Here is a 14,600-nt window from a genome sequence, read left to right on the forward strand (position 1 = left end):
CCGAATTTCTTGACGACCATAGAGCGTTGGAACCACCTGATCCCATCCCGAACTCAGAAGTGAAACGATGCATCGCCGATGGTAGTGTGGGGTTTCCCCATGTGAGAGTAGGTCATCGTCAAGATTAAATTCCGAAACCCCAATTGCGAAAGCAGTTGGGGTTTTGTTTTGCCCGCAGGAAAGTTCTTACAGCATTCTCAGCCGCTCTGCGGCTGTCCTCGCCGGCCGACAATGCTAAGGTTCAGCCCTAGCTTTTGTACTTTTCCAAGGAAGCCTTCATGCCGGACACTCAGTCCCTCAACGCTGCATTCATGGTCGTTCAGAGCAACAGCCTGGATGAACTGCGCAGCCTTGTGATCAGCATCATGCGGCGCTATCCATTGGCCCCCCTGGAGAACGAAATCGCGCTCGTGCAGAGCAACGGCATCGCTCAATGGCTCAAGTTGGCACTGGCTGAGGATCCTGAAGAGGACGATTCAGGCGGCTGTGGTATCGCCGCCGCTATCGACGTGCAATTGCCGGGCAGTTTCATGTGGCAGCTGTACCGGATGGTTCTGGGGCGAGAGGAAATTCCAGCGAAGTCGTTGCTCGACAAGGCGCCGCTGACCTGGCGTCTGATGCGCCTGTTGCCACAGGTTATCAACCGTCAACATTTCGAACCGCTGCAACGCTTCCTCACCCATGACACCGATCTGCGCAAGCGCTACCAGTTGTCCGAACGTCTGGCAGACCTCTTCGACCAATACCAGGTTTACCGCGCAGATTGGCTTGAGGACTGGGCGGAGGGTCGTCATCAACTCCGCAATGTAAGAGGTGAAGCGAAACCGCTCTCACCGTCCAGTTGCTGGCAGGCAGAGTTATGGCGTGCTCTGCTGGATGACGTAGGCGAGCAAGGCATGGCCCAAAGTCGGGCGGGCGTGCACCAGCGATTCATGGAGCGCATCAACAGTCTTGAGCACGCACCTGTCGGTCTTCCCCAGCGGGTCATCGTATTCGGAATTTCGTCGCTGCCTGCTCAGGTACTGGAGGCATTGGCCGGGCTATCCCGTTTCAGCCAGGTTTTGTTGTGCGTCCATAACCCCTGTCGTTATCACTGGGCCGATATCGTTGCCGACAAGGATCTCTTGCGTCACCAGTACAAGCGGCAGGCTCGAAAAAACGGCATGCCTGCAGTGCTGGATTCGGAAACGCTCCACCAACATGCTCACCCGCTACTCGCAGCGTGGGGCAAGCAAGGTCGTGATTACATCAGCCTTCTCGACAGCTACGACGAGCCTGACAGCTATCGCGCAGCATTTCGCAACGGACGCATCGATCTGTTCAGCGAAACCCAGCCGAGCAACATGCTCAACCAGTTACAGGACGACATTCTGGAACTGCGGCCGCTCAGCGAGACTCGAGCACTTTGGCCGGCAGTCGATCTGACTCAAGACAACTCGATCCGCTTTCACATTGCCCATAGCGCCCAGCGCGAAGTGGAAATTCTTCACGACCAGCTCCTGGCCCGTTTCAATGCCAACCCCCAATTACGCCCTCGCGATGTAATCGTGATGGTGCCTGACATCGATAGTTATGCGCCGCATATCCGAGCCGTATTCGGGCAGCTCGACCGTCAGGACCCACGTTTCATTCCTTTCACCATGGCCGATCAGGGGCAGCGAGGGCGGGATCCATTGCTGATCGCTGTCGAACATCTGCTCAAACTGCCGGACAGCCGTTTTCCCGTCAGTGAGATCCTCGACTTGCTCGACGTTCCTGCGTTACGCGCCAGGTTTGGTGTGCAGGAGCGAGACTTGCCGACCCTGCATCGGTGGATTGAAGGGGCCGGCGTACGTTGGGGCATCGATGCCGGACAACGTGCCGGACTGGGATTGCCCGACCAACTGGAGCAAAACAGTTGGCGCTTCGGCTTGCGTCGGATGCTGCTCGGTTATGCCGTTGGCAGTTCCGGTGCCTGTGGAGATATCGAGCCTTACGATGAGATCGGTGGTCTCGATGCTGCATTGATCGGTCCGTTGGTGGCGTTGCTGGATGCACTGGAACTCTCGCATCAGCAACTGATGAAACCCGCGCAACCACAGGAGTGGGGACATCGGCTTCAGGCGTTGATGCAGCTGTTTTTCAAGCCCGAAGATGAGCATGACGACTACCTGTTGGCTCAGCTCGAGGAGTTGCGTGAAACCTGGCTGGAAACCTGCGAGGCCGTCGGTCTGCTGGAGGAGCTGCCACTGACCGTCGTCCGTGAGGCCTGGCTGGCGGGGCTGGATCAGGGGCGTCTGTCGCAGCGCTTCCTGGCCGGAGCTGTGAACTTTTGTACGCTGATGCCAATGCGCGCGATCCCGTTCAAGCTGGTTTGCCTGTTGGGTATGAACGACGGCGATTATCCACGCGCTCAACCGCCGCTGGACTTCGATCTTATGGGCAGCGACTACCGGCCGGGGGATCGTTCCCGTCGGGAGGATGATCGCTATCTTCTGCTCGAAGCGCTCTTGTCCGCCCGTCATCAGCTCTACATCAGTTGGGTGGGCCGAAGCATTCGCGACAACAGTGAGCGGCCAGCCTCAGTTTTGATCGGCCAGTTGCGCGATCATCTCGCCAATGGATGGCGATCGGCTGATGACAATGAGGATCTTCTGATTGCCATGACTCAAGAGCATCCATTGCAGCCATTCAGTTCGCGCTACTTCCATGAGGAAGACAAGCTGTTCAGCTACGCCAGCGAGTGGCAGGTGCTGCATCAACCTCACGAACAGAACGACGTAGCTACAATGCTTGCGCCCCATACCCAGGAAGAACCGTTGAGTCTGGAACTGCTACAGGACTTTCTGCGCAATCCGGTCCGACATTTTTTCACTCAGCGACTCAAGGTTTACTTCGAAGCGGCGCAGGTACCTCAGGCTGACGAGGAGCCTTTTGTGCTGGATGCATTGCAGCGATACATGCTCAGCGACAGCTTGCTCGGGGCAGCCATGAGGCTCCCGGACAACGTAGATAAGGCGCTCGAGTCTCAGGCCCGACGCCTCCAAAACAGCGGACTGTTGCCCATGGCCGGATTCGGTGAATGCCTTCAGCGAGAGCTGATCGAGCCTTTGCCTGACTTGTTGCAACGCTATCAACAACTGTTGGCATTATGGCCAACACCCCTGACCAACGCGCTACCGATCAATTTTGAGTGGCGGGAACTGCGCCTTGAAGGATGGCTGGGAGGTTTGCACCGACGCGCCGATGGCGGCGTACTCTCGGTCACAACAATCCCCAACAGCATTGGCTCGATCAAGAACCGCAAATGGCATCGCCTGACCAAGCCCTGGGTCAGCCATCTTGTCGCGTGTGCCAGTGGCCTTTCCCTAACGACCGCAATGGTAGCCAGCGATGACACGCTCCTTCTGGAACCTCTGGAACAGACTCGAGCGGGACGAATTCTTGAGGATCTGCTCCTCGCTTGGCAGACGGGCATGCGCCAGCCACTGCCGGTCGCGGTGAAAACAGCTTTCGCATGGGTGGGGCAGACAGATCCGGTCAAGGCTGAAGCGGCTGCCCGCAAAGCCTATGAGGGTGATGGTCAGACCAACGAAGGCGAACGTCGCGAAAGTCCGGCTCTGACCCGACAATTCGCCGACTTCGATGCACTGCAGGCGGATGAAACCTTCTCCGGTTGGTGTGATGCACTGTATCGCCCTTTGCTTGAGGCGCCGTGGCGCTCATGGACTCATGAGGAGGCAGGCGCATGAGCAACCAACAGCCGCTCGCGCTGGCATTCCCGTTAAGGGGCAGTCAACTGATTGAGGCCAGTGCGGGCACTGGCAAGACGTTCACCATTTCGGCTTTATATCTGCGATTGATCCTCGGCCACGGAGGCGAGGGGAGTGGTTTCGGTCGTGAGCTGTTACCCCCGCAGATTCTCGTGGTGACCTTCACCGACGCGGCGACCAAAGAACTGCGCGAACGTATACGTACACGTCTGGCCGAGGCCGCCCGTTTCTTCCGTGACGAGACGCCTCCCCCTGATGCGCTGATCGATGAATTGCGTGCACAGTTCGATCCGCAACAATGGCCCGGTTGCGCCAATCGCCTGGATATCGCCGCGCAATGGATGGACGAAGCCGCTGTTTCGACGATCCACAGCTGGTGTCAGCGAATGCTGCGCGAGCATGCATTCGACAGCGGCAGTCTTTTTACCCAAACCCTGGAAACCGATCACAGCGACCTGCTCGGCGAAGTCTTGCGCGATTACTGGCGGCTGTTCTGCTATCCGATGCAGGGCGATGCCTTGAACTGGGTTCGCAGTCATTGGGGAGGCCCGGCGGCCTTGTTGCCGCGTGTGCGTGGGCTATTTGGCACCGAGCGCGAAGGGGATTCAGACAAGACACCATCCGAACTGATCGAAGAATGCCTGCAGGAACGCCGTGCGGCATTGGTTGAGTTGAAGGGACCATGGCGGCAGTGGGCCGATGAGCTACTCGCCATCTGCCATCAGGGCGTCGCCAACAAAACCGTGGACGGGCGCAAGATGCAGGCCCGCTATTTCGAGCCCTGGTTCGAAAAGCTCAAGGCCTGGGCCGAGGACGAGGCGCTCGAACAACTGGATATCGGTACCGGGTTCGCCCGGCTCACGCCGGATGGCATGGCTGAAGCCTGGAAAGGCGAGCCGCCGAGTCACCCGGGCCTGGATGCAATGCCGGTGCTCAAGTCGAGCCTGGACAATTTGCCGACGCCCGATGCGGCTGTGCTGCAGCATGCTGCCAAATGGGTCGGTGCCCGCTTTGAAGACGAGAAGCGCCGTCGGGCCGAAATGGGTTTCGACGACATGCTGTTGCGTCTTGATGCGGCCTTGCAGTCCGACGGTGGGGAACGTCTCGCCACGCTCATCCGCGAGCAGTTCCCGGTCGCCCTGATCGATGAGTTCCAGGACACGGACCCGGTGCAGTACCGGATCTTCGAAAGTATTTATCGCATTGAAGAGGATAACCCCGAGACCGGGCTATTCCTGATCGGCGATCCGAAGCAGGCGATCTATGCTTTCCGTGGCGCGGACATCTACACCTATCTGCGAGCCCGGCAGGCCACAACCGGGCGCCTGCATACACTGGGCACCAATTTCCGTTCCAGTCACGGGATGGTCAGTGCGGTCAACCATGTGTTCGAACGTGCCGAGTCCCGTGAGCAAGGGCGCGGAGCATTTCTGTTCCGAGAGAAAAACGGAGTTAACCCGGTGCCGTTCCAGCCTGTGGAGGCTCAGGGCCGTAAAGAACATTTGCAAGTATCCGGGCAGGACGTACCGGCGCTGAACATCTGGCATTTATCCACGGACAAGCCACTGTCCGGGGCGGTCTATCGTCAGCAGTTGGCGGCAGCCTGCGCCAGTGAGATCACGACCCTGCTCAATGGCGGCCAAACCGGTCGCACCGGGTTTGTGCAGGAGGGCAAGGATTGGCGCGGGCTGCGACCAGCGGACATAGCGATCCTGGTGCGCGATGGTAAAGAGGCGCAGGCGATACGCGGTGAACTTGCAGCGCGCGGAGTCCGCAGCGTTTATCTGTCGGACAAGGACTCGGTGTTTGCCGCTCAGGAAGCCCATGATCTGCTGTCATGGCTCAAGGCATGCGCCGAGCCGGATGTCGAACGCTCCCTGAAAGCCGCGCTGGCGTGCATCACCCTGAATCTGCCACTGGCTGAGCTGGAGCGTCTTAATCAGGACGAACTGGCCTGGGAAACCCGGGTCATGCAGTTCCGTGGTTATCGTGAGCTCTGGCGCAAGCAAGGGGTGCTGCCGATGCTGCGGCGCCTGCTGCACGACTTTCAATTACCGCAGATGCTCATCGCCCGCAGTGATGGCGAGCGGGTGCTGACCAACCTTTTGCACCTGTCGGAGTTGTTGCAACAGGCTGCGTCGGAGCTCGATGGCGAGCAGGCACTGATCCGTCATCTGGCCGAGCATCTGGCGCTGTCCGGCCAGGCAGGCGAAGAACAGATCCTGCGTCTTGAGAGCGACGAACAACTTGTCAAGGTCGTGACCATTCACAAGTCCAAGGGGCTTGAATACCCGTTGGTGTTTCTGCCTTTCATCTGTTCGGCCAAACCTGTGGATGGCAGTCGGTTGCCGCTGCATTATCACGATGAGTCCGGCAAGGCCCGCATCAGTCTGAAACCCGACGCCGAACTGATCGCCCTGGCGGACAGCGAGCGCCTGGCGGAGGACCTTCGGTTGCTCTACGTCGCGCTGACCCGCGCACAACATGCGTGCTGGCTCGGAGTGACGGATCTCAAGCGCGGCAATCACAGCAGTTCGGTGTTGCACCTTTCTGCGCTGGGCTATCTGTTGGGTGGCGGCGCAATGTTGAATGAGTCCAGCGGATTGGCTCGCTGGCTGAGCGATCTTCAACAGGATTGTCCGGCGCTGAGCGTTGTTGAAATGCCGGAGGCTACCGGCGAGGAGTATCAGCCCCCGCGTAACGAGGCCACGCTACGTGCCACCCTTTTACCGGCTCGCAAGGCCAGCGAGAACTGGTGGATCGCTTCGTACAGCGCCTTGCGCATCAGTGATGTGCTGAGCGGCGGCAACGATGAAGCTCCCGACAGTCCGCAAGCGCAAAAGCTGTTTGACGACGAACGCCTCGATCCCGAAGCTCCACGCGAGATCATCGCCGGCGGGGCTGACATTCACCGTTTCCCCCGTGGACCGAATCCTGGAACGTTTCTTCACGGTTTGCTGGAGTGGGCGGGGGAGGAAGGGTTCGCGGTGACTCGCGAGTCGCTGGACGACGCGATTGCCAGGCGTTGCAATCGGCGGGGCTGGGAAGGCTGGATCATCACCCTCGGTGACTGGTTGCAACACTTGCTCAAACTGCCACTGCCTGCGGGCCTCGACCAACCGCCAGTGGTGCTCGAGCAATTGAAGCAATATCGGGTCGAGATGGAATTCTGGTTCGCCAGCCACAAAGTCGACGTGCTCAAGCTTGACGAGCAGGTGCGACAGTTCACCCACAACGGTGTTGCCCGGGTCGGTGCGGAGGCGGTGCAGCTCAATGGCATGTTCAAAGGCTTTATCGACCTGACGTTCGAGCATGAAGGTCGTTACTACGTGGCCGATTACAAATCCAACTGGCTGGGTGTCGATGACGCTGCGTATACCGAACGCGCCATGGAACAGTCGATTCTCGACAACCGGTACGACCTGCAATACGTGCTGTATCTGTTGGCTCTGCATCGTCAGCTCAAGGCGCGGCTTGTCGACTACGACTACGACCGGCATATCGGCGGCGCGTTGTATCTGTTCCTGCGCGGGACGCGCGCCCCTGGCGGTGGCGTCTACTTCGCGCGACCACCACGGGAGCTGATCGAGCGCCTGGACTTCATGTTCCAGGGCAAACCGCAACCCAAGGCCGAGCCCGCGTGGGAACAGGGAGTACTGCTATGAGCCGGACATTCACCGACCTGCTGCCAACGCCACTGACCGCCGAAAACCTCGCGCAACTGACGCCCCTGACGCGTGCCGATGATCTACTGCTGTTGCTGACCCAATGGGTCGAGCGTGGCTGGTTGCGGGCACTGGACAAAGCCTTCGTGGCCTTTCTTCATGAGTTGGCACCCGATATCGATCCGCTGGTATTGCTCGCCGCCGCATTGACCAGTCACCAGCTCGGCCATGGTCATGTCTGCCTGGATCTGTTCGAAACCCTCAAGGCGCCGGATTTCGCTCTGTCCCTGCCGCCGGAGGGTGATGCACAACCCGGCGTGTTGCTGCTGCCATCGCAACTGCTGGATACCCTCGACGGAGCGCACTGGTGCAAGGTGCTGGCGGGCAGTTCTCTGGTGGCGCTGGGCGCCGACGAAGGCGCGTCGGCTCGGGAGCGCCCGCTGGTGTTGTCCGGCAAACGCTTGTACTTGCGGCGCTATTGGGCCTACGAGCGGCGTATCGACAACGCATTGCGTCAGCGCCTCGCGGAGCAGGAAGCGACACCACCCGATCTCGCACGCCGGCTGGACACACTGTTCGATCCGGCCCAGCGCGCAGATGTCATCGACTGGCAGAAACTCGCCTGCGCCCTGGCCACCCGAAGTGCCTTCAGCATCATCACCGGCGGTCCGGGCACCGGCAAAACGACAACGGTGGTCCGTCTACTGGCGCTGCTCCAGGCACCTGCGGTCGAGGCGCATCAACCATTGCGAATTCGGCTCGCGGCGCCTACCGGGAAAGCCGCGGCGCGGTTGACCGAGTCCATCAGTCAGCAGGTGCAATCGCTGAAGGTCGCTGACAGCGTCCGGGAAAAAATCCCGACCGAGGTGACAACGGTGCACCGCCTGCTGGGCAGCCGTCCCGGCACTCGGCATTTTCGCCATCATGCCGCTAACCGTCTGCCCCTGGACGTGCTGGTGGTCGATGAAGCGTCGATGATCGACCTGGAAATGATGGCCAACCTGCTCGATGCCTTGCCGCCTCATGCCCGGTTGGTGTTGTTGGGCGACAAGGATCAACTGGCCTCGGTGGAGGCTGGTGCAGTGCTGGGGGATTTGTGTCGCGATGCCGAAGCGGGTTGGTACAGTCCGCAGACCCTCCAGTGGTTGGAAAGTGTAAGCGGCGAATCCCTGCAGGAAAGCGGCTTGCACGAAGGCTCTGACGGTTCGCACCCGCTGGCCCAGCAGGTGGTGATGCTGCGTCACTCGCGGCGTTTCGGCGAGGGCAGCGGCATCGGCCAGCTGGCGCGACGGGTGAATCAGCAACTTCCGATTGAGGCTCGGCAGTTGCTGGAAGCCAATGCTCATGGCGATGTGTTTTCGTTGCCGCTTCAAAACGAACACGACCGGAAACTCGAGCACCTGGTACTCGATGGTCACGGCGAAGGCCCCCACGGTTATCGACACTATCTGAGCGTTTTGCGCGATCGACGCCCTGCGAGTGGTACGCCGCTTGAGCATCCAGGCTGGGTCGATTGGGCGCGTGACGTCCTGCAGGCCTTCGATACCTTCCAGTTGTTGTGCGCAGTGCGCAAAGGGCCGTGGGGTGTCGAGGGGCTGAACCAGCGCATCACTGACGCGTTGCTCAAGGCGCGGCTGATCGAGAGCGACCAGCAATGGTACGAAGGTCGGCCGGTGCTGATGACTCGAAACGACTACGGTCTGGGGCTGATGAACGGTGATATCGGCATCGCTCTTAAATTGCCCGAGCGCGATGGACCGGATGCCGGTAAGTCCGTGTTGCGAGTGGCGTTCCCGCGTAATGACGGGCGCGGCGGTGTTCGCTTCGTGCTGCCGAGCCGGCTCAACGATGTCGAGACCGTCTTTGCGATGACTGTGCACAAGTCTCAGGGCTCGGAGTTCGCCCATACCGCGCTGATACTGCCGGACGCCCTGAATCCCGTGTTGACCAAGGAACTGATCTACACCGGAATTACCCGGGCCAAGGACTGGTTCACCTTGATTGAACCCCGCAGTGGCGTATTCGAGGAGGCAGTACAACGTAAGGTGAAGCGCTTGAGCGGGCTGATGCTGGAACTGGAAGAAGGGACTACGCCTCGAGGATGAAGGGGCTTTCGATTACTGCCGGTCTTTGACCGGCCGGTCAGGGGCGCTGTATCGCTGGCGTTCCAACGCTGTGCTATCGTTGCGGCATCATTTCGTAACGATCCAAGAGAATCCTTGCATGAAGGTGGCTGTCTGGGCGACAGAGCGCGTAGTTGGCTGCAAGTGGGCATTGCTTGCCGGTGTACTCTTTTGGTTCACGGGTGTGGCCGCTGCCCAGACTCAGACCCCGGTGGGCATGGCCGAACAGCGGGCCAAATCCGTCACCCAGGTTGTCCTCGGCATCCTCAGTTATGCGCGCTGGCCGGTAGAGCCGGCGCAGTTGCGTTTGTGCATCGTCGGCCCGACCGAGTACACCGACGACCTGGTCAAGGGCACGACTCAGGCCACGGGGCGTCCGGTCATCGTGCGTCGACTGTTGGCCGACAACCCGGCCCTCGTCAGCGAGTGCGACGCGGTCTACATCGGCAAACTCACGACCGACGAACGCAGCCGGCTGTTCGCGTCTCTGATCGGCCATCCGGTGCTGAGCATCAGCGAAGGCGGTGATCAGTGCACGGTCGGCAGCCTGTTCTGCCTGCGGGTCGGCGATGAACAAGTGTCGTTCGAGGTCAATCTCGACTCCGTCGCCCGCAGTGGCGTGCGCATCCATCCCAGCGTGCTGCAGTTGTCGCGCCGCAAACCGGCGGTGCCATGAGACGCGACAAATCCACAGAGCGCCCGACCCTGGGCTCGGTCATCGGCCGTGGCAACCTGATTGTGGCGCTGGTTGCCGTGGCAATGGCCAGTGTGTCGCTGACGCTGCTTGGGGTGCTGGCACTGCGGGTCTATGCCGATCACAACCTGCACTTGATCGCCCGCTCGATCAGTTACACGGTGGAAGCCGCCGTGGTGTTCAACGACAAGGCCGCCGCGACCGAAGCGCTGGCATTGATCGCCTCGACCGAAGAAGTGGCCGATGCCCAGGTGCTGGACACTCAGGGTCAATTGATCGCGCGCTGGCAGCGTCCGGAGAACGGCCTGTTTTCCGAATTGGAGATGCAGGTCGCGCGGGCCATTCTGGAAAAGCCCATTAGCCTGCCGATCCTGCACCAGGATCGAGAGATCGGTCGCATCTTGTTGATCGGCCACGGCGGCAGCCTGATGCGCTTTCTGTTGAGCGGGCTGGCGGGGATCATTCTCTGCACGGCGATCAGTGCCTGGGTCGCGCTCTTTCTGGCGCGACTGCAGTTGCGCAGGATCATCGGCCCGTTGCACAGCCTGGCGGCAGTGGCGCATGCCGCCCGAAGTGAGCGGGCGCTGGACCGACGCGTACCTCGGGCGAAGATTGCCGAGCTGGATAACCTGGGCAATGACTTCAATGCCTTGCTCGATGAGCTCGAAGACTGGCAAACCCACCTGCAAAGCGAGAACGAAACCCTCGCCCACCAGGCCAGCCACGACAGCCTCACCGGATTGCCGAACCGGGCCTTTTTCGAAGGCCGCCTGATCCGTGCGCTACGCAACGCTCACAAACTGAACGAGCGCGTGGCGGTGCTGTTTCTCGACAGCGACCGATTCAAGAACATCAACGACAGCTTCGGTCATGCCGCCGGCGACGCAGTGCTGGTGGCGGTGGCCAATCGGGTGCGGGCGCAGTTGCGTGAGGAAGATCTTGTCGCGCGTCTGGGCGGTGATGAGTTTGCAGTCCTGCTGACGCCCTTGCACAAGACCGAAGACGCCGAGCGTATTGCCGACAAGATCCTCGCCAGCATGGACACCCCGATTGCGCTGCCGGGCGACAGCAGTGTCGTGACTTCGCTCAGTATCGGCATCGCCGTTTACCCCGATCATGGCGCCACGCCCGGCACCTTGCTCGATGCGGCGGATGCCGCGATGTATCAAGCCAAGCGCTTGTCGCGCGGCGCCCAATTCACGGCCGGGTCGGAGCACCCGGTCGACCCCGTTCAAACCAGGAGCTGATGCCGTGTTCTCACTTTCCATTCGACTGTTTTCCACCCTGTTGCTGACGGCCATGCTTGCCTTGACCGGTTGCCAGACCGCCCCACAAAAAGGCCTGACGCCGGCTCAGGTCGCTGTCCTCAAGCAGCAAGGCTTCGAGTTGACCGATGACGGCTGGGAGTTCGGCCTGTCGGGCAAAGTGTTGTTTGGCAGCGATGTCGAAAGCCTGAACCAGCAAAGTACCGAAATCGTCGAGCGTATCGGCAAGGCGCTGCTGGGTGTCGGTATCGAACGGGTGCGGGTCGATGGCCACACCGACGCTTCGGGCAAGGAAACCTACAACCAGCAGCTGTCACTGCGTCGCGCGAAAAGCGTCGGCAAAGTGCTGACCTCGGTCGGCATGAAGGAAGAGAACATCCAGTTGCAAGGCCTCGGCAGCCGCGAACCGGTCGCTTCCAACGACACCGCAGCCGGCCGCACCGAAAACCGCCGGGTGTCGATCGTGGTCAGCGCCGATTAATCGGCGAATTGCATTTCGCGGGTCTCACCCATCAACAGACCCTGATTGCGCTCGGTCACCTCTCGGATGTAATCCCACAACAGGGTAATCCGCTTGAGCTTGCGCAGATCCTCCCGGCAGTACATCCAGAACTGCCGGGTGATATCGATTTCCTCCGGCAACACCGGTAGCAGACGCGGATCCTGAGCCGCGAGGAAGCACGGCAGAATCGCCAGCGACCTTCCTTGCTGCGCCGCCACGAATTGGGCGATCACGCTGGTGCTGCGCAAATGGGCGCTGGCGCCGGGCAACACGTTCGCCAGATACAGCAGCTCCGAGCTGAACGCCAGGTCATCCACGTAACTGATGAATTGATGCTTGCCCAGATCGGCGGGGCGGCGGATCGGTGGGTGTTTGTCCAGGTAATCCTGGGTCGCGTAGAGCTGCAAGCGGTAGTCGCAGAGTTTGCAGCACACGTACGGTCCGTGTTCCGGGCGTTCGAGGGCGATGACAATGTCGGCCTCGCGCTTGGACAGGCTGATGAAGTGCGGCAGCGGCAGGATGTCCACGGAGATTGCCGGGTAAGCGTCGACAAAGTGGCTCAGTTGCGGGGTGATGAAGAAGCTGCCGAATCCTTCCGTGCAGCCCATCCGCACATGCCCGGACAGCGCGACGCCGGAGCCGGACACCTGCTCGCAGGCCATGTGCAGCGTGCTTTCAATCGACTCGGCATAACTCAGCAGACGCTGGCCTTCGGCAGTCAGCACGAAACCGCTGGTGCGCGACTTTTCGAACAGCAAAGTGCCGAGCGCCGCTTCCAGCGAACTGATCCGCCGCGACACGGTGGTGTAGTCCACCGCCAGGCGTTTGGCTGCCGTGCTGGCCTTGCGGGTACGGGCGACTTCGAGGAAAAACTTGAGGTCGTCCCAGTTCAGCGAGCCTAGAGAGGTGATGTTTTTTTGCATGATGGACGGGCTTATATGTGCGTTCTTATTAGAAGTTTGCACATCTATACTCCAAAAACAGTCCGACAACCAATTCGTGACACACGCCTCATCTCAAGGCGGATCTTTCGCCTTGGCTCCCAAGATAAAAACAATTTCCGGAGACCAGCATGAACGCATCGCTTACGCCCAACGAAACCACGATCCAGAAGGTCAAGCTGCTGATCGACGGCGAGTGGGTCGAGTCGCAGTCCACTGAGTGGCACGACATCGTCAACCCGGCGACCCAGCAGGTTCTGGCCAGGGTTCCGTTCGCCACCGCCGCTGAAGTCGACGCCGCCGTCAGCGCCGCCCAGCGCGCCTTCCAGACCTGGAAGCTGACCCCGATCGGCGCGCGCATGCGCATCATGCTCAAGCTGCAAGCGTTGATCCGCGAGCATTCCAAACGCATCGCCGTGGTGCTGAGCGCCGAGCAGGGCAAGACCATTGCCGACGCCGAGGGCGATATTTTCCGTGGCCTGGAAGTGGTCGAACACGCCTGCTCCATCGGCAGCCTGCAAATGGGCGAGTTCGCCGAGAACGTCGCCGGCGGCGTCGACACCTACACCCTGCGCCAGCCGATCGGCGTCTGCGCCGGGATCACGCCGTTCAACTTCCCGGCGATGATTCCGCTGTGGATGTTCCCGATGGCCATCGCCTGCGGCAACACCTTTGTACTCAAGCCATCCGAACAGGATCCGCTGTCGACCATGCTGCTGGTGGAGCTGGCGATCGAAGCCGGCATTCCGGCCGGTGTATTGAACGTCGTGCACGGTGGCAAGGACGTGGTCGATGGCCTGTGCACCCACAAAGACATCAAGGCCGTTTCGTTCGTCGGTTCGACCGCCGTCGGCACCCACGTTTATGACCTGGCCGGTAAACATGGCAAGCGCGTGCAATCGATGATGGGCGCGAAGAACCACGCGGTGGTGCTGCCGGATGCCAATCGCGAGCAAGCGCTCAATGCACTGGTCGGCGCCGGTTTCGGTGCGGCCGGTCAGCGTTGCATGGCCACCTCGGTGGTGGTGCTGGTGGGGGCGGCCAAACAGTGGCTGCCGGATCTGAAAGCGCTGGCGCAGAAACTCAAGGTCAACGCCGGCAGCGAGCCGGGCACCGATGTCGGTCCGGTCATTTCGAAAAAGGCCAAGGCGCGGATTCTCGACCTGATCGAAAGCGGTATCAAAGAAGGCGCCAAACTCGAGCTGGACGGTCGCGACATCAGCGTGCCGGGCTACGAGAACGGCAACTTCGTCGGCCCGACCCTGTTCTCCGGGGTGACCACCGACATGCAGATCTACACCCAGGAAATCTTCGGCCCGGTGCTGGTGGTGCTGGAAGTCGACACCCTCGATCAGGCCATTGCGCTGGTCAACGCCAACCCGTTCGGCAACGGCACAGGCCTGTTCACCCAGAGCGGCGCGGCGGCGCGTAAATTCCAGACTGAAATCGACGTCGGCCAGGTCGGCATCAACATCCCGATTCCGGTGCCGGTACCGTTCTTCAGCTTCACCGGTTCGCGCGGTTCGAAACTCGGCGACCTCGGCCCGTACGGCAAGCAAGTGGTGCAGTTCTACACCCAGACCAAAACGGTTACGGCGCGCTGGTTCGATGACGACAGCGTCAACGACGGCGTGAACACCACCATCAACCTGCGCTGA

Annotated in this window: 8 protein-coding genes and 1 rRNA gene; 8 read left to right on the top strand and 1 reads right to left on the bottom strand. The window is 60.6% G+C overall.

What is annotated here, in order from left to right; all coding sequences use genetic code 11:
* Positions 1 to 8 precede the first annotated feature (8 nt).
* The 7 genes from rrf (at position 9) to CAF79_RS28385 (ending at position 11,980) form a co-directional block, all read left to right on the top strand.
* Positions 9 to 124: ribosomal RNA gene (gene rrf / locus CAF79_RS28355) — 5S ribosomal RNA — on the top strand.
* Between the two features lie 154 nt (positions 125 to 278).
* The gene (recC, locus tag CAF79_RS28360) at positions 279 to 3,731 is read left to right on the top strand and encodes an exodeoxyribonuclease V subunit gamma (RefSeq protein WP_085701329.1); all 3,453 of its coding nucleotides are present in this window, start codon (positions 279 to 281) and stop codon (positions 3,729 to 3,731) included.
* On the top strand, positions 3,728 to 7,417 hold the full coding sequence (gene recB / locus CAF79_RS28365; RefSeq protein ID WP_085701330.1) for an exodeoxyribonuclease V subunit beta: 3,690 nt from the start codon (positions 3,728 to 3,730) through the stop codon (positions 7,415 to 7,417). The genes recC and recB overlap by 4 nt, the downstream gene beginning before the upstream one ends.
* On the top strand, positions 7,414 to 9,522 hold the full coding sequence (gene recD, locus CAF79_RS28370) for an exodeoxyribonuclease V subunit alpha (protein WP_085701331.1): 2,109 nt from the start codon (positions 7,414 to 7,416) through the stop codon (positions 9,520 to 9,522). The genes recB and recD overlap by 4 nt, the downstream gene beginning before the upstream one ends.
* A 118-nt stretch (positions 9,523 to 9,640) precedes the next feature.
* The gene (locus CAF79_RS28375; RefSeq protein WP_085701332.1) at positions 9,641 to 10,216 is read left to right on the top strand and encodes a YfiR family protein; all 576 of its coding nucleotides are present in this window, start codon (positions 9,641 to 9,643) and stop codon (positions 10,214 to 10,216) included.
* Positions 10,213 to 11,481, top strand: a complete 1,269-nt coding sequence (locus CAF79_RS28380; protein ID WP_085701333.1) for a diguanylate cyclase domain-containing protein — start codon at positions 10,213 to 10,215, stop codon at positions 11,479 to 11,481. The genes CAF79_RS28375 and CAF79_RS28380 overlap by 4 nt, the downstream gene beginning before the upstream one ends.
* A gap of 52 nt (positions 11,482 to 11,533) precedes the next feature.
* Positions 11,534 to 11,980: an OmpA family protein gene (locus CAF79_RS28385; RefSeq protein ID WP_371807405.1), complete on the top strand. Its 447-nt coding sequence runs from the start codon at positions 11,534 to 11,536 to the stop codon at positions 11,978 to 11,980.
* Here the strand turns inward: CAF79_RS28385 and CAF79_RS28390 are convergent.
* Positions 11,977 to 12,924 (bottom strand): LysR family transcriptional regulator, encoded by a 948-nt coding sequence (locus tag CAF79_RS28390; protein ID WP_085701334.1) that lies wholly within the window; start codon positions 12,922 to 12,924, stop codon positions 11,977 to 11,979. The two genes, CAF79_RS28385 and CAF79_RS28390, sit on opposite strands and share 4 nt — an antisense overlap.
* Positions 12,925 to 13,073: 149 nt before the next feature.
* Between CAF79_RS28390 and CAF79_RS28395 the strand changes: the two genes are divergently transcribed.
* Positions 13,074 to 14,600, top strand: a complete 1,527-nt coding sequence (locus tag CAF79_RS28395; RefSeq protein WP_085701335.1) for a CoA-acylating methylmalonate-semialdehyde dehydrogenase — start codon at positions 13,074 to 13,076, stop codon at positions 14,598 to 14,600.

Origin of the sequence: Pseudomonas sp. B26(2017), from assembly GCF_002113045.1 — a bacterium.
GTDB lineage: Bacteria > Pseudomonadota > Gammaproteobacteria > Pseudomonadales > Pseudomonadaceae > Aquipseudomonas.

What these genes read in the sequence shown, in the direction of transcription:
- recC (WP_085701329.1), top strand. Translation starts at nt 279, where the DNA reads ATGCCGGACACTCAGTCCCTCAACGCTGCATTCATGGTCGTTCAGAGC.
- recB (WP_085701330.1), top strand. Translation starts at nt 3,728, where the DNA reads ATGAGCAACCAACAGCCGCTCGCGCTGGCATTCCCGTTAAGGGGCAGT.
- recD (WP_085701331.1), top strand. Translation starts at nt 7,414, where the DNA reads ATGAGCCGGACATTCACCGACCTGCTGCCAACGCCACTGACCGCCGAA.
- CAF79_RS28375 (WP_085701332.1), top strand. Translation starts at nt 9,641, where the DNA reads ATGAAGGTGGCTGTCTGGGCGACAGAGCGCGTAGTTGGCTGCAAGTGG.
- CAF79_RS28380 (WP_085701333.1), top strand. Translation starts at nt 10,213, where the DNA reads ATGAGACGCGACAAATCCACAGAGCGCCCGACCCTGGGCTCGGTCATC.
- CAF79_RS28385 (WP_371807405.1), top strand. Translation starts at nt 11,534, where the DNA reads ATGCTTGCCTTGACCGGTTGCCAGACCGCCCCACAAAAAGGCCTGACG.
- CAF79_RS28390 (WP_085701334.1), bottom strand. Translation starts at nt 12,924, where the DNA reads ATGCAAAAAAACATCACCTCTCTAGGCTCGCTGAACTGGGACGACCTC.
- CAF79_RS28395 (WP_085701335.1), top strand. Translation starts at nt 13,074, where the DNA reads ATGAACGCATCGCTTACGCCCAACGAAACCACGATCCAGAAGGTCAAG.